Source organism: Collimonas rhizosphaerae (assembly GCF_038896935.1).
Taxonomy (GTDB): Bacteria; Pseudomonadota; Gammaproteobacteria; order Burkholderiales; family Burkholderiaceae_D; genus Collimonas; species Collimonas rhizosphaerae.
This window is the reverse complement of sequence record NZ_JBANDC010000016.1, coordinates 107,728-127,833: the sequence shown is the minus strand read 5'-3', so window position 1 is coordinate 127,833 and position 20,106 is coordinate 107,728. Positions and strand designations below refer to the sequence as shown.

General features: G+C 60.8%; 13 protein-coding genes. 3 read left to right on the top strand and 10 right to left on the bottom strand.

Going from position 1 to position 20,106, the window contains the following annotated elements; all coding sequences use genetic code 11:
- Window positions 1–231: 231 nt before the first annotated feature.
- Together V8G57_RS20205 and V8G57_RS20200 are read right to left on the bottom strand one after the other, a co-directional pair.
- A complete protein-coding gene (locus tag V8G57_RS20205; RefSeq protein ID WP_342830885.1) occupies window positions 232–1,008 on the bottom strand; it encodes a crotonase/enoyl-CoA hydratase family protein in 777 nt (258 codons plus the stop codon).
- Window positions 1,009–1,052: 44 nt separating this feature from the next.
- On the bottom strand, window positions 1,053–5,888 hold the full coding sequence (locus tag V8G57_RS20200; RefSeq protein WP_425458311.1) for an NAD-glutamate dehydrogenase: 4,836 nt from the start codon (window positions 5,886–5,888) through the stop codon (window positions 1,053–1,055).
- A 209-nt stretch (window positions 5,889–6,097) separates the two neighbouring features.
- On the opposite strand from V8G57_RS20200, the gene psrA reads away from it, so the two are divergent.
- The 3 genes from psrA (at window position 6,098) to galU (ending at window position 9,995) form a co-directional block, all read left to right on the top strand.
- Window positions 6,098–7,201, top strand: coding sequence for an iron-containing alcohol dehydrogenase PsrA (gene psrA / locus V8G57_RS20195; protein WP_342830881.1), 1,104 nt, complete (start codon window positions 6,098–6,100; stop codon window positions 7,199–7,201).
- Window positions 7,202–7,628: 427 nt separating this feature from the next.
- Window positions 7,629–9,047, top strand: coding sequence for an undecaprenyl-phosphate glucose phosphotransferase (locus V8G57_RS20190; RefSeq protein ID WP_092392555.1), 1,419 nt, complete (start codon window positions 7,629–7,631; stop codon window positions 9,045–9,047).
- A 66-nt stretch (window positions 9,048–9,113) separates the two neighbouring features.
- A complete protein-coding gene (gene galU, locus V8G57_RS20185) occupies window positions 9,114–9,995 on the top strand; it encodes a UTP--glucose-1-phosphate uridylyltransferase GalU (RefSeq protein WP_092392553.1) in 882 nt (293 codons plus the stop codon).
- A gap of 12 nt (window positions 9,996–10,007) precedes the next feature.
- On the opposite strand, the gene V8G57_RS20180 is transcribed toward galU, so the two are convergent.
- The 8 genes from V8G57_RS20180 to V8G57_RS20145 all read right to left on the bottom strand — a co-directional run bounded on the left by V8G57_RS20180 (window position 10,008) and on the right by V8G57_RS20145 (window position 19,814).
- Window positions 10,008–11,264 carry a hypothetical protein gene (locus V8G57_RS20180; RefSeq protein WP_342830878.1) on the bottom strand — a complete coding sequence of 419 codons (1,257 nt, stop codon included), beginning with the start codon at window positions 11,262–11,264 and terminating at the stop codon, window positions 10,008–10,010.
- Window positions 11,265–11,316: 52 nt separating this feature from the next.
- Complete coding sequence (locus tag V8G57_RS20175) at window positions 11,317–12,399, bottom strand: glycosyltransferase family 4 protein (RefSeq protein ID WP_092392550.1); 1,083 nt, start codon at window positions 12,397–12,399, stop codon at window positions 11,317–11,319.
- Window positions 12,400–13,452, bottom strand: a complete 1,053-nt coding sequence (locus tag V8G57_RS20170) for a hypothetical protein (RefSeq protein ID WP_092392548.1) — start codon at window positions 13,450–13,452, stop codon at window positions 12,400–12,402. It abuts the gene before it with no gap.
- 6 nt (window positions 13,453–13,458) lie between these two features.
- Window positions 13,459–14,679, bottom strand: a complete 1,221-nt coding sequence (locus V8G57_RS20165; RefSeq protein ID WP_342830875.1) for a polysaccharide pyruvyl transferase family protein — start codon at window positions 14,677–14,679, stop codon at window positions 13,459–13,461.
- Window positions 14,676–15,878, bottom strand: coding sequence for a hypothetical protein (locus V8G57_RS20160; RefSeq protein ID WP_342830873.1), 1,203 nt, complete (start codon window positions 15,876–15,878; stop codon window positions 14,676–14,678). The genes V8G57_RS20165 and V8G57_RS20160 overlap by 4 nt, the downstream gene beginning before the upstream one ends.
- Window positions 15,879–15,891: 13 nt before the next feature.
- A complete protein-coding gene (locus V8G57_RS20155) occupies window positions 15,892–18,132 on the bottom strand; it encodes a polysaccharide biosynthesis tyrosine autokinase (protein ID WP_342830871.1) in 2,241 nt (746 codons plus the stop codon).
- A 126-nt stretch (window positions 18,133–18,258) separates the two neighbouring features.
- Window positions 18,259–18,696 carry a low molecular weight protein-tyrosine-phosphatase gene (locus V8G57_RS20150; RefSeq protein WP_092392540.1) on the bottom strand — a complete coding sequence of 146 codons (438 nt, stop codon included), beginning with the start codon at window positions 18,694–18,696 and terminating at the stop codon, window positions 18,259–18,261.
- Window positions 18,693–19,814: a polysaccharide biosynthesis/export family protein gene (locus V8G57_RS20145; RefSeq protein ID WP_342830867.1), complete on the bottom strand. Its 1,122-nt coding sequence runs from the start codon at window positions 19,812–19,814 to the stop codon at window positions 18,693–18,695. The genes V8G57_RS20150 and V8G57_RS20145 overlap by 4 nt, the downstream gene beginning before the upstream one ends.
- Window positions 19,815–20,106: the final 292 nt, after the last annotated feature.

The window sequence follows — 20,106 nt, the reverse complement described above, 5'->3', positions numbered from 1 at the left end:
CCTGTTATCGGTTATCTGCCTCCGCAATACCTCTTGCATTGCTTTAGCTTGATGCCATCTTAGCCAGCTCATAGACAAGACGGCATTGACCCCAGTCAAGTTTCCTTCCTTTTGTTTCTCCAGGCGCAGCTATCCCGCGCGAAGCAAGAAGGTGGATGTGAAACAGGGTGGATGTGAAACAGGATGGATTTGACAACAATCGGATCTTGTCGATTTGACGTATAAGACTTTTCAGTCCTTGGCGCGGCCATGGCGGCCGGCGCCGAGCGCGAACCTGGCGGCTCCCGCTTCGCCTTCGGCGAATACCACCGGCACGCCTTGCACGCCCTCGCGGCGCAGCGCCTCGGCCAGCGGCAGGTCCCATTGTTCATAGGCGGAACGGCGGTCGGCCAGCATGCATTGCTGCGGAAAGCCGGCGATCTCGCGCGCCAGCTCTTGCGCCGCCGCCAGCGCCGCGCCGGGCGGCGTGACGCGATTGACCAGGCCCATGGCCAGGGCTTCGGCCGCCGTCACCGGACGGCCGGTGAGGATCAGGTCCAGCGCGCGGCCCATGCCGACCAGGCGCGGCAGGCGCACCGTGCCGCCGTCGATCAGGGGTACGCCCCAGCGCCGGCAAAACACGCCGAGTACGGCGTCTTCGTCGGCCACCCGCAGGTCGGCCAGCAGCGCCAGCTCCAGCCCGCCGGCTACGGCGCAGCCGTTGATGGCGGCGATCAGGGGTTTCGATAAGGCCATGCGGCTCGGCCCCATCGGGCCGCTGCCGCCGCCATCGGCGCGCAGTTCGTTGCGCAAGGCAGGATCGCCGATAGCGCTGAGGTCGGCGCCGGCGCAGAAATGGCCGCCGGCGCCGGCCAGCACCGCGACCTTCAGCGCCGGCTCGGCTTCAAACCGTTCCAGCGCCAGGCGCAACGCCTCGGCCATCGGGCGGTCGACGGCATTGCGTTTTTCCGGCCGCGCCATGGTGATGGTGCAGATGGCGCCGTCGGCGTCGAACGAAACGGTATGCATGGCCTTGCCTTTCTGCCTGGCAGGTTGGGCGCAACGCGCCCAACTTACATGGTTTCAATTGCCCGCATCTCGCGCGCCGCCACCGACAGCATCGCCAGGTCGACATTGCCGCCCATCTGGAAATCGGTGAGCAGGCGGCGATAACGTTCCAGCGGCGTACGGCTGGCGGCTTGCCACACTTCGATCATGTCCTGCGACTGTTCCAGCGACGGCGACAGCTGGATCACCTTGGCCGTCAAGGCGCGCTGCAAACCTGTCAAGTCGCTCTGCAAGGCGGTGCGCGCCAGGGTCTGCCAGTGCGAATCGACCGGCAGCGCGCCGGCACGTTCGCGCATCCAGCCGAAGTTGAGATTGACGTCCAGTGCGAAATAGACTGCCGCCACCAGTTCCAGGCTGCGTCCTGTGGAGGCCGCCACTTCGGCGATGTCCAGCACCGCGCCGATCAGCTCGGCGCTGGCGACCCGCCGCGCCAGCTGCTCAGAGACGCCGGCCTGTATCAAGGCATCGCGTTTTGCCTTGAGCGCTTCGGCGTCGCTGGCCGCCAGAAGCGAAACCAGTTGCGGCCCCAGCTGGTCGGCGGCCTGGCGGAAACGGGCCACCGTGGCTTCGATCGACGCTTCCTGCGCGTGGCGATGCAAGAACCAGAAGCTGGCATGTTCGATCAGTCCGCCGACGTCGACAAACATCTGCGCCTGCAAGGCATCCGGCACCAGGTTGTCGAGAGCGTCGATGTCGCGCCAGATTTCCTCGAAACCGAACACCTCGCGCGCGATGACGCTGGCGCGCAGCACGTCGACCGGGCTGGCGCCGCTTTCATCGGCCAGCTGGTGGACAAAGGTGGCGCCGACCCGGTTGGCCAGCGTGTTCACCAGGTAGGTCGAGATGATCTCGCGCGCCAGCGGATGGCGCTGCATGGCCTCCGGATAGCGTTCGCGCAGCGGCTGCGGGAAATAGGCAGCCAGCGAACCGGCGATGAACGGGTCTGCCGGCAAATCCGAGGCCAGCAGTTCTTCATACAGCCACATCTTGTCGTACGCCATCAGCACCGCACGTTCCGGCGTGGTCAGTCCCTGCTTGGCGGTCTTACGCTCCGCGCACTCTTCTTCCGACGGCAGGAATTCGACTGCGCGGTCGAGCCGGCCGGCGCGTTCCAGGAAGCGGATCAGGCGCGACTCCGGCTCCAGCAGGCTGGCGGCGCGGCGGCCCGCCACCGATAGGGACTGGGTCTGGTAGTAGTTGTCGGTCAACACCTGCAGGCCGACTTCTTCAGTCATTTCCGCCAGCAGCTTGTTACGCTGTTTCTCGGTCATCTCGCCTTCGCTGACGATCAGGCCGAGCATGATCTTGATATTCACCTCGTGGTCGGAGCAGTCGACACCGGCGGAATTATCGATGGCGTCAGTGCAGATGCGGCCGCCCTTCTGGGCAAACTCGATGCGTCCGAACTGGGTGCAGCCAAGGTTGCCGCCCTCTGCCACCACCTTGCAGTTGAGCTCGGCGCCGTTGACGCGGATCGCATCGTTGCTGCGGTCGCCGACCTGGGCGTGGCTTTCGCGGGCCGCCTTGATGTAGGTGCCGATGCCGCCGTTGTAGAGCAGGTCCACCGGCGCCAGCAGGATGGCGCGTATCAGTTCGGTCGGCGCCAGTTCGCTGGCGGTCACGCCCAGCGCCGCCTGTATTTGCGGCGTCAACGGAATGGTCTTCAGGCTGCGGGCATAGACGCCGCCGCCGCTAGAGATCAGGCTGGTGTCGTAATCGGCCCAGCTGGAGCGCGGCAAGGCGAACAGGCGCTCGCGCTCGGCAAAGCTGGCCGCAGGGTCGGGATCCGGGTCGAGGAAAATGTGGCGATGGTCGAAGCCGGCCAGGAGCTTGATATGGCGCGACAGCAGCATGCCGTTGCCGAACACGTCGCCGGACATGTCGCCGATGCCGACCACCGCGAAATCCTGTTCCTGGGTATTGACGCCGATTTCGCGGAAGTGGCGCTTGACCGCTTCCCAGGCGCCGCGCGCGGTGATGCCCATTTTCTTGTGGTCGTAGCCGACCGAGCCGCCGGAGGCGAAAGCGTCGCCCAGCCAGAAGCCGTATTCGGCGGACACCGCATTGGCGTAATCGGAGAAGCTGGCGGTGCCCTTGTCGGCCGCCACCACCAGGTAAGGATCGTCGGGATCGTAGCGCACCACGTCTTGCGGCGGCACCACTTTGCCGTCGACCAGGTTATCGGTCAGGTCAAGCAGCCCGCGCAGGAAGTTCTGGTAGCAGGCCACTCCCTCGCGCAGGTAGGCATCGCGGTCGCTGGCCGGCGGCGCGCTCTTGAGCACAAAACCGCCCTTGGATCCGACCGGCACGATCACTGCATTCTTGACCATCTGCGCCTTCACCAGGCCCAGCACTTCGGTACGGAAATCTTCACGCCGGTCAGACCAGCGCAAGCCGCCGCGCGCTACTTTTCCGCCGCGCAGATGGACGCCTTCGAAGCGCGGCGAATAGACCCAGATCTCGAACATCGGCTTGGGCGCCGGCAGCCCCGGCACCTTGGCTGGATCGAACTTGAACGACAGGTAAGGCTTGGGCTGGCCGTCGGCGCCGTGCTGGAAATAATTGGTGCGCAAGGTAGCGCTGATCACCCCCAGGAACTGGCGCAGGATGCGGTCCTCGTCGAGATTCGGCACCTGGTCCATCGCCTCTTCGGTCTTCTGCAGCAAGGACTTGGCCTTGGCTTCAGCGCCGGCCGCCTGGGCCGGATCAAAGCGCACCAGGAACAGTTCCACCAGCTTGCGCGCAATCGCCGGGTTGGCAGTCAGGGCCTGTTCGATATAGGCGTTGCTGAAAGTGGAGCCGACTTGCCGCAGGTAACGCGCATAAGCGCGCAGGATGGTGACTTCGCGCCAGTTGAGCTGGGCCAGCAGCACCAGCCGGTTGAGATCGTCGTTGTCCGCTTCGCCGCTCCAGACACGGCCGAATGCATCTTCGAACACGCCCTTGATGTGTTCGATCTCGACTTCGCTGTCGTCCGCGGTCTGCATGCCGAAATCGTGTATCCAGGCCGGTTCGCCATCCTGCAGTTCGATGCGGTAGGGCCGCTCCTCGTTGACCTTGACGCCCATGTGCTCCAGCATCGGCAGGCTCTGCGACAGCGCCATCGGCTTGCCGGCGCGGTAGATTTTCAGGCGCAGCGACGCCGGCGCCGCTTCGATCGGACGATACAGGCTCATGGCCAGCCCGGTATCCTGCTGCGCGGCTTCCAGCAAGGCGATGTCGTGCACCGCGGCGCGCGCCGAGTAGTCTTCGCGGAAACCGGCCGGGAACGACATTGCATACCGGCGCAGCAGCCGTGTGCCCTGCTCTTCGCCGCGCTGTTCCAGCAGGGCTTCGGTGAGGTCGTCCTGCCAGCGCCGCGTGGCTTGCACGATGCGCGCTTCCAGCTGTTCGACATTGATGTCGGCGACGCTGCCCGGCTCGGTGCGCACCGTGAACTGGATGCGCGCCAGCACCGATTCCGACAGCAGGGGCGTGAATTCGACGCCGGTGCCGTTGAAGGCATCCAGCAGCAAGTCCTGGATCCGTTCGCGCAGCTCGGTGTTGAAACGGTCGCGCGGCACGAACACCAGGCAGGAAACATAACGGCCGAAAGCGTCGCGCCTTACGAACAGGCGGGTGCGCTGGCGCTCTTCCAGGCGCAGGATGCCGCTGGCGGTATCGAACAGTTCGTCTTCATCGACCTGGAACAGTTCGTCGCGCGGGTACTGCTCGAGGATGGTGGTCATGGTCTTGGCCAGGTGCCCGCGCGGGACAAAACCGGCGCGCTCCAGCACTTTCGCCACCTTGCGCCGCACCAGCGGGATCTCGCTGGTCGGCACCATGTAGGCAGTCGAGGTATACAGGCCGACAATGCGGCGCTCGCCGACTACCTTGCCGCCGGCGCCGTAGCGCTTGACGCCGACATAGTCGAGATAACCGGCGCGGTGCACGGTAGCGCGCGAATTGGCCTTGGTGATGAAAATCGGCGATTGCGCATCGATGATGCCTTGCGCGCTGACCGGCAGCCTGGTCATGTCGGCGCTGTCGGCGGCGCGCAGGGAATCGCGCAGGATGCCGAGGCCGGAACCGGCCATGCCTTGCAGGTAGTTTTCGCCGTCGCTGACCACCAGTTCGTAGTCGTGATAACCGAGAAACGTGAAATGGTCGTCTATCATCCACTCCAGGAAAGCGCGCGCCTCGGCAATTTCACCCTGCTGCGCGGCATCGCCGTTGTCCTGCTGCTTGAGGTCGTCGATCGCGGCGCTGGCTGCCGTCATCATCTGGCGCCAGTCTTCCACCGCGGCGCGCACGTCGCCCAGCACCTTGAGCACGCCGGCCAGGATTTCTTCCATCCTGGCAGCCTCGGTGCAGCGGTCGACTTCTATATGGATGGTCGACTCCAGTTTTGCCTTGTCGCTGTCCTTGCCGCCATTCTCGCTGGCGCGCTGGATTTTCTCGACCTGGCCGGCGGCGTCGCGCCAGACCCTGAACACCGGGTGGATCACCGCATGCAGGGTCAGGCCCAGGCGGTTGATCTCGGTGCTGACCGAATCGACCAGGAACGGCATGTCGTCGTTGACGATCTCGATCACGCTATGGCCGGACTGCCAGCCATGCTCGTCCACCCGCGGATTGTAGATGCGCACCCGCGGCGCGCCGCTGACGAAATGCCGCGCAAACTGCCAGTGGGCGACGGCGGCGCCGTACAGGTCGGCGATGTCGCGGCTCAAGACCAGTTCTTCCCCCACTTGGGCGTAATACTCGAGCAGGAACGGCTGCATGGTGGCGAACACTTCCTGCGGCAGGCGATCGCGTGCGAACTCGACCATTTCTGCCAATTTCTGCTGTTTTCTTTCTATGGCGGTGCTGGGCATGGTTTTCTTTCGAACAGTGGTTAACTTCGAGTCATATCCTGCTTAGATTCTACCTATCGCAGGCGCAAAACCACAGGCTTTTTAAAAAAACAACCCTGGCAGCGCACCATGTCTCGGCGACCCTGTCATTCTGCGGTAAAACGCGCGTGCTAGTTTCCATGGCTTGAGAAACCCTACGGCATAAGGAAGCAGCAATGATGCAAAGATTTCACAATCCGGTCGCAATCCACTTCGGCGCGGGCAGCCTGCAGCACCTGCCGCAGGTCATGGGACCGGGCCAGGCAGCCCTGGTGACATTCCCGGAAGCGCGAGCGCTTGGCCTGGTAGCCGAAGTGGAGCAGTTGCTGGGAGACCGGCTTTCTTATGTCATCGACAACGTGCAGCCCAATCCCGACGTCGCAGAACTGGGCGCGATGTACGAACAGTTCTGGCGGCACGGGCAGGCATGCGAGACCATCGTGGCGCTGGGCGGCGGCAGCGTGATCGATACCGCCAAGGCATTGCTGGTCGGCACCGCCAGCGGCAGTTTCCAGGAGTTGCTGGCACTGCTGGCTGACGCCGGGCCGTTTGCACCGCCCATGGCCAAGAAACTGGTCGCCATACCGACCACCGCCGGCACCGGCAGCGAAGTCACGCCATGGGCCACCATCTGGGACGCCGGCCAGCAGAAGAAATATTCACTGCACCTGGATTGCACCTGGCCCAAGGCGGCCATCGTCGATCCCGCCCTGATGCTGTCCCTGCCCGGGAAAACCACGGTTTCCACCGGGCTGGACGCCCTGTCGCACGCCCTGGAGTCGATCTGGAACGTTAACGCCAATCCGATCTCGGACACCTACGCCGTGTCAGCCATCCATGACATCCTGGCCTGCCTGCCGGCGCTGGCCGCGGATCTCGGCAACCTCAGCCTGCGTTCGGCCATGGCGCTGGCGGCGCTGAAAGCCGGCCTGGCGTTTTCCAACACCAAGACCGCGCTGGCCCATTCCATTTCCTACGAGATGACGCTGCGCCATGGCCTGCCGCACGGCATCGCCTGCTCATTCACGCTGCCGATGGTGCTGCGCATGGCCTGGGGCGCCGACCCTTCGCGCGACGCTGTGCTGCAACGAGTGTTTGGCGCCGGGCCCGAAGCGGCGGAACGGCAGTTGCGCCAATTCCTGCTGCAGCTGGAGGTTGGCAGCCGTTTTTCCGACTATGGCGTGACGACGGAAGAAGCACAGCAGATGGTGCGCCGCGCCATGGACGGTGCGCGCGGGAAAAACTTCATCGGCAAAGACGACACGCTTGTTTTTGCCTGAAACCGGCGTCCCTGATTCTCCTCAAAACGTAATCCCTGGCATGCCGGTTTAGCAACAGCGACCGGCCTGGAAAATCTCCCCCTTTCGCCGCCCCGGCAAAGCCAGGCCCTCAGCCTGGCGCTGTTTTCCACCCTTCCCCGTTTTTCCGGCCGGGCGCTGCTCCAACGCATCTCTCCATATTCCTTTGACAAGCCGCCCCTCCTAAAAATACCAAAAGAATAAGAAATCATCATTAAATTCATGAAAAATCTATTTAATTAAAATGTTTACGTTGATTAAATCGTTTTTAATGATTACCATAATTCCTGAAGGTAACTTGCTGCATTGCAGTAGTCGTAAAAACCGCTTTGGATGATGCTGGGTTCAAGGCTTGAAAGCGAGTACGGACCTTCATTCGCTTTTTTGATAGTCCAATAAGATAAATCTCATGTCACACTCAACACACTTGACCTTCCTCCAGTATGTTTTGGGACAGGAGCTCCCAAGGCGGATTGCCGATACGGCGATCCTGGCGATCGCCGCCAATGCCGTCGCCTATTTCGTTTTCCACACAAACCTCTCCGAAGCGGCGCCAGTCCACATGGTGCTGCTGTATTTCTGCTGCGTGCTGGCATTCATGCTGTTCGCCAAGCTCGATCTCTACACCGCCTGGCCGGAACGACCGGCGTCGGCCACGTTCGTACGGCTGGCGGCGTCCTGGGCGCTGGTGCTGATCCTCGGCATTTTCATGAGCCGCATGGTGCCCGGCATCGGCCGCATCTCGCATCACTGGCTGCTGTACTGGTACCTGACCAGCATGGTCCTGCTGCTGCTGTACCGCTTCGCTTCCTTCGTCGCGCTGACGCGCATGCGCAAGCAAGGCTTCAACTTCAAGCGCGTGATCATCGTCGGCTATGGCGAAACCGGGCAGGAAATGCACCGGCGCGCCCTGCAGCAGCCGTGGATCGGTTACGAGGTCAACGCCGTGGTCGGCAGCGCCGAACAGACCGAAAACCTGCAGGACGCCAATATCGCGCGCATCAACAAGCTGGAAGACATCCATGCTTACGTCAGCGCCAACCAGATCGATGAAATCTGGATCACCTTGCCGATGAGCGCAGCGGCGCAGCTGCGGCCCCTGCAGATCCACCTGCGCAATACGCTGGTCGACATCCGCTGGGTGCCGGATACGATGGCGATCCAGATGATCAGCCGCCGCATGACCAATTTCCTCGGCACGCCGACCGTGGAGCTGAACCGCCCGGCTCCCAGCGGTGCGCGCGGCATCTGCAAGCACCTGCTGGACAAGCTTTTTGCATTGGTAGCGCTAACTGCCCTGACCCCGCTGTTCGTGGCGATCGGCGTCGCCATCAAGATCTCGTCGCCGGGACCGGTATTTTTCAAGCAGGTGCGGCTGGGCCTGAACGGCAAGAAATTCATGATCTACAAATTCCGTTCGATGAAGCTGCACCAGGAGCACAACAAGGTCACCCAGGCCACGCAAGGCGATCCGCGCATCACCCGGATCGGCCAGTTCCTGCGCCGCACCAGCCTGGACGAGCTGCCGCAGTTCATCAATGTGCTGCTGGGCGACATGTCGGTCATCGGTCCGCGCCCGCATGCCTTGCAGCACAACCAGATGTATGAAGAACTGCTCGACCTGTACATGGTGCGCCATCGCGTCAAGCCCGGCATCACCGGCTGGGCCCAGATCCATGGCCACCGCGGCGAAACCGACACCTTGGAAAAAATGGAAAAGCGCGTCCAGTTCGACCTGCATTACATACAGAACTGGTCGTTCCTGATGGATTTCCGGATCCTGCTGTGGACCGCGTTCAAGGGCTGGAGCGGCAAGACTGCCTATTGATCAATAGCTTGCCTGGCGCCGCCCGCGGCGCTTTTTTTTACAAATCTATCTTCAAGAGTCATCAGCATGCATAAAAAAATCACCAAAGCCGTATTTCCTGTCGCCGGCCTCGGCACCCGCTTCCTGCCCGCCACCAAGGCCAGCCCCAAGGAAATGCTGCCAGTGGTAGACAAGCCCTTGATCCAGTATGCGGTGGAAGAAGCCGCCGCCGCCGGCATCACCGAAATGATTTTTGTCACCGGCCGCAACAAGCGCGCCATCGAAGACCATTTCGACAAAGCCTACGAGCTGGAAGCCGAACTGCTGGCCAAGAACAAGCAGGCGCTGCTGGAAGTGCTGCGCCAAATCAAGCCCAAGAATGTCGAATGTTTTTATGTGCGGCAGGCGGAAGCGCTGGGCCTGGGCCATGCCGTGATGTGCGCCGAGCGGCTGGTGCACGGCGAACCGTTTGCAGTGATCCTGGCAGACGACCTGCTGGATGGGACTACGCCGGTCATGCGGCAGATGACCGACCTGTATGCGGACTATGGCAGCAGCATCATCGGCGTTGAATCGATCGCCCCGGTGCAGAGCCGTTCCTACGGTGTGGTGGCCGGCACGCCAGCCGGCGACCGCCTGCACAAGCTGCACGGCATCGTTGAAAAACCGGCGCCGGAAGATGCGCCGTCCAACCTGGGCGTGGTCGGACGCTACATCCTGAACGCATCGATTTTCGATCACCTGCACACGCTCCAGCCAGGCTCGGGCGGCGAACTGCAGCTGACCGACGCCATTGCGTCGCTGCTGGGTCAAGAGGCGGTGATGGCCTACCAGTTCGAAGGCACGCGCTATGACTGCGGCAGCAAGCTCGGCTACCTGCAAGCCTCGGTAAAATTCGCGCTGAAGCACCCTGAAGTCAAAAAGGAATTCCGCGAATTCCTCAACAACTTCGTCGCCGACAAGATCTAGGACCGGCCGGCCCTAGTCGTATAGCGTAACCGCCATTGGCGACGGGCCGGCGTTGAGGTCAACGCTGGCGGCGCCTTCCAGGCAGGGCTTGTCGCCCTGCTGCGGATAAAACTCGCTGATCACGCAGCGCTGTCCCTTGTTCCGCGGGATCGAAAAACCGCCGCCAGGACGCGCCGCAGAACTCCATACGACGTGGACACTGCGTTTTGCCGAAGCCCCTGGCTGGCTATTCAACACCAGCTGATAAGCCTCACCCACTTTCTCGCTGCCGGCCAGCTGGGTATCTTTCAGCTTGCCCAGCAAATGCTTGAGCGCGGGCAAAGCCAGCTTGACCTGGCCGCTGCTGTCGGTCAGTCCGTAGTTTTGTTCGCGCGCAGCCCGGTCCGGCCCGGTATCTTGCCACTGGTAGATATTCACCAGCGGAATGCCGGCGAATACCGTGGACAGGTATTCCCTGAGCACCAGTTGCGCCTGGCCGCCCTGGTCCCGGGCCGCGGTAAAGTTGGAATAACCCCATTCGGATGCAATCATCGGCAGTTCGCCCTTGCCGTACTTGTGCAGCAGCTCGCGGCTCTTGGACGCATCGTCGGCCAGCGTCTCCGGAATTTTCCGGTACGGGTGCACCGAAACGCCGCTCAGGCAATTTTGCAGTGAGATGGCCAGCAGCTTGTCATCGGGAATTTTGGGCTGCAGGTTGGGCAGCTTGGCGAAGCCGAAGCCAAAGATGTTTTTCCTGGCGCCGCCCTTTTGCTGTTCCAGCGCCGCGCAGATTTTCTGGATTGCCGGCACCAGGCCGGTTTGCAGCATGCCCGGCTTCAGGAAAGTCGGATTGTCCGGTTCGTTCCATAATTCCCACAGGATGTTGGGATCCGCGTACTGGTTCAAGGTGGTCAGCGCGAATCTGGAGAAATTATCGGCCGCATCCAGCGGCGTCATGGTCGTCGACATCATCCGCTTCGGCTGCATCCAGACCGTGGCGCCGCCGAACAGGGTGATGATCGGTTTCAGCTGGGCCTTGCGCAAGCGCTCCAGCAGTTCCGAAAAATCCTGCGGCTTGTCGCTGACCGGCGGACGGGTGCCGAATCTGACGTACTCGAAGCCGGCGTCCTTGATGGCCGCCAGCTGCTGGTTGGTTATTTGCGATGGATTGATCTGGACGCTGATAGCCGCCGGATAGGCGGAGTGGATGCCGTATTTTTCCCACGCAGACGCATGAGAAGCCGCCAATACGCCGCACACAGGAATAAGCCATGCTGCAGGTAGTTTCATCTTTCGCTCCGGTCGAATAGGATCCTGTTGGACGGTAAAGGCGTTAATTGGTTTACCGCAGGCGAGAAAATAGTTTCTGGTAGCTGGCGATGAACTGGCCTGGAGAAAAACGCGTCAGGTAAGAGGCGCGCGCTGCTTCTGCGTAGTCACCCAGGCTGGCGCGGTTCAGGTTTTCCAGCTTCTCGGCCAGGTCGCCCGCGGTGCAGTTGAAAATCAGGCCGTTGACCGCGTGCTCGACGATATCGGGCAAGGCGCCGCGGTTGCTGGCCACCACCGGAACATAGCTGCGGAAAGCTTCCAGCGCCGTCAGGCCGAATCCTTCGGCGCGCGACGGCATCACCAGCACATCGGCCAGGTCGTAATAGGCGTTGATCTCGGCCTGCCCGATCCAGCCGTAATAATGCACGTTGGCGGCTTCCAGCATTTCGATCTGCAGGTTCGCCAGCACCGGCGCGCCGACGATGTGATACACATATTTCGGTCGCTTCTTTTGCAGGATGCGGATGGCGTCCACCAGGATATCGTAGCCTTTCTGGTGATCCAGCCTGCCGACAAACAATATATGCAGGTGGCCGTCGTCCGGGTCCTCCTTGGCCGGCGGCAGGATGCGGTCGAGCACGGTATTCTGGATCAGGATGCAATTGCGGGAGAACCCGAACTTGCGATTATTGACATGTTCGTAGCGCGAGATATCGATCACCGCGTTCGGAATGTAAGACATGATTTTTTCGATGGCGCGGGTAACCAGGGTCACCGATTTGCTACGGTCGCGGAAACTGGCCCAGCCATGGGCGCAATAAATGGTCTTCACCTTCCGTCCCAGCCATGGCTTGGCCAGGCACAGCGCAACGCCGGCGAAGGTGCTGTGGGCATAGACCATGTCCGGACGCGACTTCCGCACCTGGCGCACTATCGCAAGCGCCAGCTTGAACGGCCCCAGCCCGCCGCGCGAATGCGAATGATGGTGCACGCGCTCCGCTTTCAGCTGGTCGGCCTGGGCGGCTGGCACCAGGTAGTCGAAACGGCAGTTGAAATCGGCGCTGAGGCGCTCCAGCGTTTCCAGGTAGGTTGCGACGCCGCCCTTGATCGTCTCTGCCACATTCAACACATGCAGCACGGGTTCCTGCTTTTGCATTTAAGTCTCCCGATAGAAATGCGCCGGTGCTGGCGCTGCTGCCGGGTGGTGCAAGAGGATGCGTCCCGGCTGAAGGTAATCGATGCCGAATACGCAGAAGGCATAAGCGGTCAGGTGACGGAAAAACGACCCAAGGTCAGGCTCGAAGAAAGTCTGGATGGCGAAATTGGCGACCAGCAGCAGGAACAGCGGATGTTTGTGGTTATGCCGCCGGAACATGAGGAAGGTCAGCAGCCATAGCGTGAAAGACAGGAATATCTCTTGCACGCGCAGGGAAAAGATGGGAGCGAAATAAAAACGCAGCGCGGCAAAACCGGCATTCGGGAAAGCCGTCATGATGCCGTTCGGCGTCAGGACATTCGAGAAAATGGTCTTCGAATCGGACAGCCCTTCTCTTTCCATGTTGATGATGTCACGCGCCTGCTGCAGCTGGTTCCAGAAATCTCCCGGCAGCACCAGGCAAGCCGCCATGATGCCCAGCACGATCACGGCGCGCAGCTTGCCGCGGGTGCTGAACACGATATGCATGACCACCATGATGGCGGCGATCAGCACGTAGTAGATGCGGAACTGCCAGGCATACAGCAGGTAGATTGCAATCACCAGCGCCGTCTTGCCGTGGTTGGATATGCGCCAGGTGCAGACATAGCACACCAGCAGGTTCAGCAGGATGACGATGATCTCTTTCGACAGCTTCAGGTTGAACAGCGTGAACGACAGCATCAGGACGCAGGCAAACGCCAGGTCGACCAGCCGCAGCGATTTCCTGCTGATATAGAAGATCACCGAGCAGGTGGCTACCAGCAGCAGCACTTGCGACCAGGCCGACCCGAGGAAAGAAAAAATCACCGCCGTGCTGACGAACGAATTCTGTTCGGCCAGGCTGAGGTCGGTATATTTCATCAGGTCGATGATCGTGGTTTCATCGGTGAAGAAATAACTCGGAAGGAACGCCCGCTGGTACATATAGATGAGCGCAGTCAGCACCAGCATCAAGATTCCGCAGATGAGCCGGATATCGGGTGCGATGCGTTTGTCGAATAAGGAGCGCATGGTTGCCTATGCCGCTGCCGTGACAGCCCTCGCCGCAGAATCCGCCTCTGCCGCGTGTACCTTTCCTGCCAGGCCAGAACGCTCCAGCAAGGCGGCAATTTCAGTTGTCAATTGCTGCGTCAGGCGCAGCTTCTCGCCGGTGCCGTCGACTTGCAGCGCCTGGTACAGCAGCTTGAAAGTGCGGGTGACATCCGGTACCGGCGCCGGCATGAAAAAGCGGCCGCGGCCGGTGAGCTCAAAAAATGACTGGACCTTGCTGTCCCAGTTCAGGCCGATGCTCGGGATATCCAGTGCGTAGGCGACAATGTTGGCGTGCAGCCGGTGCGCGATGACACAGTCGCATTGACCGATGTTGGCCACCAGCTGCGACGGCACCCCGGGGCGCGGCAGGTTGACGATTTCCGGGTCCAGCCCGGCCGCCAGCGCATCCTTGAACGCCTCGTCTTCCGGCGAACCGTTGGTAAACAGGTGGACCCGGTATCCTAGCGTCACCGCCTGGATCGCCAGTTCCTGGAAATATTTTCCGATGCGCTCGCTGTAATCCTGTTTTTCCATTCCGGCCTGGTTCAATTCCAGCGGACTGGAGATGCAGATTCCCAGCACGTTGCCGGTTGCGCGCGGCGGCAGGAAGGCGGCAAACGTCTGCTGTGAATAGATGCCTGGATCCGGCGTCACCTTGACATCCAGCGGCTGCCCCAAGATCAGCTTCAGGTTCTGCGCCGAAGCGATATCGCGGGTGCTGGCCTGGATCGGCGCCAGGTTTTCCCAGGTGCGCCTGGTCAGGCCGGTGCCGGCGCTAGACATGCTCTTCGACACGCCGACGCCGAATACGGCGACCTTGCCGGATTTTCCAGCGGCCTTGACCGCCTTCGACAGCAGGAACAGCTTGACCGGGAAATTCAGGTGCACGTCCAGCAGCAGCTGGCCGCCGCCGACCACGACCAGGTCAGCGTCCGCCAGCTGGCTTACCCACTTGCGGCGCCATCGCAGGAAATACTGCAGGCTGAAATAGGTGCAGACTGCGTACGGACGCAACCGCTTCGGCACTTTGTTGACCAGCGATTTTTTCGAGATTCCGGTCTTCACATAATCGTCGCGGCCGGCAATGTCGAGCGCGCTGACCTGCGCACCGGGAACCCGCTCCAGCAGCAACTGCTTGATGTTTTCATAGATGACGCCGTCGCCCAGGTTGGGGCTATAGGGAACAGCGCAAATCACGATTTTCATATGGCCACCACTTTCAGACTTTTACGGATTTGATAAAACATGATGAAAGCAGCGAGTCCGAGGCCGAATACGGTCGGCACGAACACCGTGCTGACCGAGGTCGCCGGGCGCGTGACAAACACCAGCACGAAGCACAGGAAGCCGCCGGCCACCGCCCAGCTGGCGTGGTGGGTCAGCCTGAGCGCCTTCAATACGGTGCGCGTGCCCTGGATCGCCGCCAGGATCATCGGCAGCAGGAAGTAGTCGCGCATGTCGAGGCCGCTGTATTTGGCGCCGAACAGCAAGCCGACCAGCAATTGTCCCGAGAGCCACAGCACCAGGCTGTACACCAGGCTGGAAGCCAGCGTCGCCGCGATCAGCATGCGCGCCATGGCGGCAAAGCTGGACGATTTTTCATCGGCCAGCCGCGCCAGCCTCGGCAGGCCGAAGTTCGAGATCGCGATATTCAGGTACTGCGCCGGCAGCACCAGCGTCATCACTACCCGGAAGTTGGCCGCCAGGTCCGCCTGTTGCCTGGACATGTAATAGATCACCAGGCCGTGGGTCATGGCCCAGACCATGATCTGGCTCAGGGAATTGTTCAGGCCGAAGCTGAGCCAGGAGATTTTTTCGCCGGGCACGGGGTTCGGATGGGCGTCTTTCCTCTTCGAGCCGATGGCGACCAGTCCGCTGGCCAGCAGCAAAGGCAGGCCGATAGCTGCCAGCAGCTCGCTCAGCTGGTAAGGACTGTCCTTGGGAATCACCGCAATTGCCGCGAACACGCCAGCCAGCTGGGCCAGCGCCGGTATCACGGATTTCAGGCTTTTGTTGTCCAGGATCGCAACCGAGCGTACGGTCCAGTACGCCACGAAACCCGCCAGCGCCAGGATCAGCGCATAAATGAAATACGGCGGCGTATCGGGAATGCGCAAGACCAGGTAGACCACGACCAGCAAGCTCAGCAGCGCCACCGGCAGGTGCAGCTGCAGCAACAGCTTGCGGCCGATCGAATAATTCGATTTGGCGAACACCAGCAACGGTTCCATGACCGTGCAGCCGTGCACGATATTGAGCAGGATCACCGCCGAATAGATCGCGGAAAACGACGCGAACGCCTCCACGCTCAGGTAGCGCGCCAGCAGCGCCTGGGTGGCAAAAAACGACAGTGTGAAAACTGCTTGCTCAAAAATCACTTGCAGCAGCGCCTTGGCTTTTTTCATGTGGCGGGTGCGATCAGGATTTGACGTCTTGCGGTTTATAGGAATAGGCGGTGTAGCGATAACGTCCCGAATTGCCGTAGCCGTAACGGCGCGTATCCAGCCTGAGGCCGTTGAAGATCACGCCTTTCGCATGGACGCCGCTCTGCGCCAGGCGCTTCATGGATTCGACGATTTCTCCCAGCTTGGTGGTCTCGGCCCGAGCCACCAGGAATGCCGTGCCTGCCAGCGCCGCCAGGATGCCGGTATCCGATGCCGCCAGCACCGGCGGCGTATCGATCAGCACCAGGTCGTAGGAAGCGGAAAATTCTTGCAGCAGTTCAGACATGCGCCCGACCAGGAACAGCTCGGCAGGATTCGGCGGCAAGGTGCCGGTGGAAATGAAATCCAGGTTTGGCACGATGCCTTTATGCAGCGCTTCGCTCGGCTTGCTGCTGCCGGAAATCAGCTCGGACAGGCCCTTGCCGCGGCCCATGCCGAAATACTGGTTCAGGTGGCCTTTGCGCAGGTCGGCGTCGATCAGCAATACGCGCTTCCCGGAAGAGGCAATCACGGCCGCCAGGTTGGCGGAGATGAAGGATTTGCCGACCCCTGGCGCCGGGCCGGTCAGCAGTACGATGTTGTTGTGCGCTTCCAGCATGGCGAACTGCAATGCGGTGCGCAGGCTGCGCAAGCTTTCGATCGCCGTATCGTGCGGCTCGGACACCGCCAGCAGCGCCATCTCCTTGGATTTCGTCTTGATCTTGTAATTCAGCAGCTGCTGGGCGTCGCTCAGCGGCACGGTCGAATACACGCTCAGGCCGGCGTGGCGCTCGATGTCTTCAGGGTTGCTGATGCCGCCGTACAGGATATTGCGCAGCACCGCCGTCACCACGCCGAAGAACAGGCCAAGCAGCAGCGCAAGCGCGAACACCAGCGGTTTTTTCGGGATGACCGGGATTTCCGGCAGCGCAGCGGAATCGACCACCCGCACGTTGCCGATCTTGCCCGCCTTGAGCAGTTTCAACTGCTGGATATTATTCAGCAAGCCGGTATACAAGCTGGTGTTGACGGTGACGTCGCGCATCAGGCGCAATACATCCTGCTCGCTGTTCGGCAATGTCTTGATGCGTCCCGAGATCTTGCCTTGCTCGCTCTGCAGCGCGCCAATCTGGCGATCGATGGCTAGGATCGACGGATGCGAATCGGCAAAGCGGGTGGAAAGATCCTTGCGCTTCTGCCTCAGCTCCAGGATCTGGGTGTCGGTCGATACCGACTGCTGCAGCACCAGCTTGGCTTCTTCGCCCATGTCGATGGTGCCGACCCGTTCGCGCAAGGCGTTGTACAGGTTTTCCGCCTTGTCCAGCTCAGCCTTCAGTTCCGGCAGCTGGCCGTCCAGGAAATCCAGCGACTTGGTGGCCTCGGCCGATTTGCGTTCGACGTTCTGCTGCACGTACTGGCGGCCGATTTCATTCATGGTGGCGCTAACCAGGTAGGGATCCGGCCCCAGCAGCTCGGCGCCGATGACGCCGGACTGCTTGCCCTTTTCGGCGATATTCAGCTGGTCTTGCAAATCCTGTATGGTCTTCAGGCGCGAATTGCGCACCAGCTTGAACACGATGCCGGGCTTGGCCTGCATTTGCGCCACGTGCAGCTCGATCACGCCGGCGGTTACGGTAAATTTTTCGGTCTTGCCGACCGTGCCTTCGAACACCTGGTCGAACACCGAGCTGGCCAGGCTGTAGCGGCCCTTGCCGAGGTTGGTCAGCTTGAAGGTTTCGGTTTCCAGCACCTGCGGCACATTGAAGACGTCGGCATCGATCTTTTCGCTGCCCCAGGCATAACCGCCCATGCCAAGCAGGCCGGGCTCCGACAGCTCCAGGTTATGGCGGGCGATCAAGGCGCCGATGATGGGGAAATACTTCGGCCCCTGGTCGATGAACAGATGCAGGTTGTCGACGCTCCTGGACACCACCAGGCGCGAGCCGAGGATTTCTATTTCGGCCGGCGCGGTGGACTTCACGTCGAACATCGCCGACATGTCGGCCAGCATGTTGCTGGCGGCGGCGCTGGGAGAATTGTCTTCCACCTGCACCAGGATGTCGGCCTTGTAGATGGGCGTGCCGAGGAAAGCGTATAAAGCGCCAAGCAGCAAAAAGCCGGCGGTGATCAGGCCGATCAGCCAGCGGTTGTCCAGCAGAATATCGAGAATGGCCGCAAGGCTGATTTCCTCATGCCTGTCGGTGAAATTTTGTTGCAGCGGATTGAGTGAAGTCATGGATTATTCAGCTGGTTGGCAAATATTGATAGAGGTACTGACAACATGCATTGCTTGCGAAGGACGCGCACCGACATCGCACGGCGCCGTCTGGCAGCAAATTCGCAACAGGTTCGCCGGCCGTCGCTAATTGACCGAATCGATGCGCTTTACCCAGTCGTCCACGCCTTGTTCGATCAGGCGCAGGCAGCTCTCGAACTCATCGCGCGGACGTTTGTAAGGATCGAACACATCGAACTGGCTGAACTGCCCCAGCCGGAACAATTTGCCGCGCGTGGTCGGGTACTGCTTTTCAATATGCTGTTTCTGCTCGATATCCATCACCAGGATCAGGTCGGCGGAATCGCACAGCCAGGACTGCAGCTGCTGCGCCCGGTGGTCGCGGATGTCAATATCGCGCTGCTCCATCAATTCAATCGAATCCTGCGCGGCGGGCTGTCCTATCAGCGCGCCGATGCCGGCCGAGCGGCAATGCAGTCCCGGCAGTTTTTTTGCGAACAGCGCCGCCGCCATGGGGCTGCGGCAGATGTTTCCTATGCAGACGATAAGAATGGACTTGATCAATTTTTCTTATCCACAGCGTTACGCGAATTGACCGCGGTAGTAGAAGTGCCGACCAGCAGTGCAAACACACGGCTGAAACGGACCAGGCCTGGGGCATCGACATACACTACGTCCTTGGCCTGCAGCGGGAAATTTTCCGCCAGCGCCATGCCCACCGGCGATTTACTGTCAAGATGGAACACTTTGGGCATGGTGCCGTCGGGAGCGGCCCGCACCACATAGATCGCGCTTGGATCGCTGGTGTTGGCGTCGACGCCGCCGGCGCCGTTCAATGCATCGCTCAGGGTGAGGCGGCCGTTGCTGCGCAAGGGCAGCAAGCCTGGACTGCGCACCTCGCCGGAAACCGACACCTGGTTGTCGCTCAGCGGCGCGACCCGCAGCACGTCGCCGTTCTGCAAGATGATGTCGGAGGGGCTGAGGTTGCGCGCAATCAGGTCCGGCACGCTGATTTCATAGCTCTTGGCGCCGCGCACCAGCGTAATCCGGCTGGCGTCGCCGCTTGGCGGAATGCCGCCGGCCTGGTTGATTGCTTCCGACAGCGTCATCGGCACATCGCTCATCTGCTTGACCCCGGCCGAACGCACTTCGCCGTCGACATAGATCTTCTGGCTGCGGTAGCCGATGACGCGCAAGGTGATCTGCGGATCACGTATATATTTGGCCAGCAGCCCGCGCAATTTCTTTTGCGCCTCTACTTCGGTATATCCTTCCGCCTTGAACAGCCCGACGTAGGGAAACTGCACTTCGCCTTCGTTGCTGATCACATAACCCGGCAGCGTCTGCGCGGTCATGCCGCTGTTGGACAGGTTGCCGGTAGCGCCCAGGGTGTAGGTAAGGTTAGGAACCACCAGTTCAGGATGATCCCAGACGATGATCGACAATATGTCGGCCGGCCCCATGCGATACGGCTGCGGCTTGCCGATCAGTTCCCGGTACTGCTCGCCTTGCCCGGATAGCCGCATGCGCTCGGCGTTCTCCTGCTGCACCAGCTTGAGGGTGATCGGCGTGATCACCGGGACCGACTCAGGATCGCTTGCGTCCAGCGGCGAATAGGAATCGAATTTCATGCCTGGGGCAAAGGCACACCCGCCCAGCGCAAACACGAGAGTTAGCAGCAATATTTTTTTCAATTTAATTCACACCGATCCAATTTAACGATACGCAGCTCGAACCAACCCAGGCAACCATGTGAATTTAAAATCAAAAAAACAACAAAAATCGTTTAAAATCACATAAATACCGATTTCAACGATTTTATAGTATTTTTTATTTGGATGACCAGAGATAATTCAATCCGCGGGCAATTAAATGCATTTCAGGCGGCAAAGACGCCTGAACTACCTGGCGCGACGCTCCTCCAATCAGTTGGTGGCAGCTATTTGATAAATTGATAAAATGCGTTCCGATAAA

Coding starts and splice junctions, on each gene's coding strand:
- V8G57_RS20205 (WP_342830885.1), bottom strand. CDS start 1,008: ATGCATACCGTTTCGTTCGACGCCGACGGCGCCATCTGCACCATCACC.
- psrA (WP_342830881.1), top strand. CDS start 6,098: ATGATGCAAAGATTTCACAATCCGGTCGCAATCCACTTCGGCGCGGGC.
- V8G57_RS20190 (WP_092392555.1), top strand. CDS start 7,629: ATGTCACACTCAACACACTTGACCTTCCTCCAGTATGTTTTGGGACAG.
- galU (WP_092392553.1), top strand. CDS start 9,114: ATGCATAAAAAAATCACCAAAGCCGTATTTCCTGTCGCCGGCCTCGGC.
- V8G57_RS20180 (WP_342830878.1), bottom strand. CDS start 11,264: ATGAAACTACCTGCAGCATGGCTTATTCCTGTGTGCGGCGTATTGGCG.
- V8G57_RS20175 (WP_092392550.1), bottom strand. CDS start 12,399: ATGCAAAAGCAGGAACCCGTGCTGCATGTGTTGAATGTGGCAGAGACG.
- V8G57_RS20170 (WP_092392548.1), bottom strand. CDS start 13,452: ATGCGCTCCTTATTCGACAAACGCATCGCACCCGATATCCGGCTCATC.
- V8G57_RS20165 (WP_342830875.1), bottom strand. CDS start 14,679: ATGAAAATCGTGATTTGCGCTGTTCCCTATAGCCCCAACCTGGGCGAC.
- V8G57_RS20160 (WP_342830873.1), bottom strand. CDS start 15,878: ATGAAAAAAGCCAAGGCGCTGCTGCAAGTGATTTTTGAGCAAGCAGTT.
- V8G57_RS20155 (WP_342830871.1), bottom strand. CDS start 18,132: ATGACTTCACTCAATCCGCTGCAACAAAATTTCACCGACAGGCATGAG.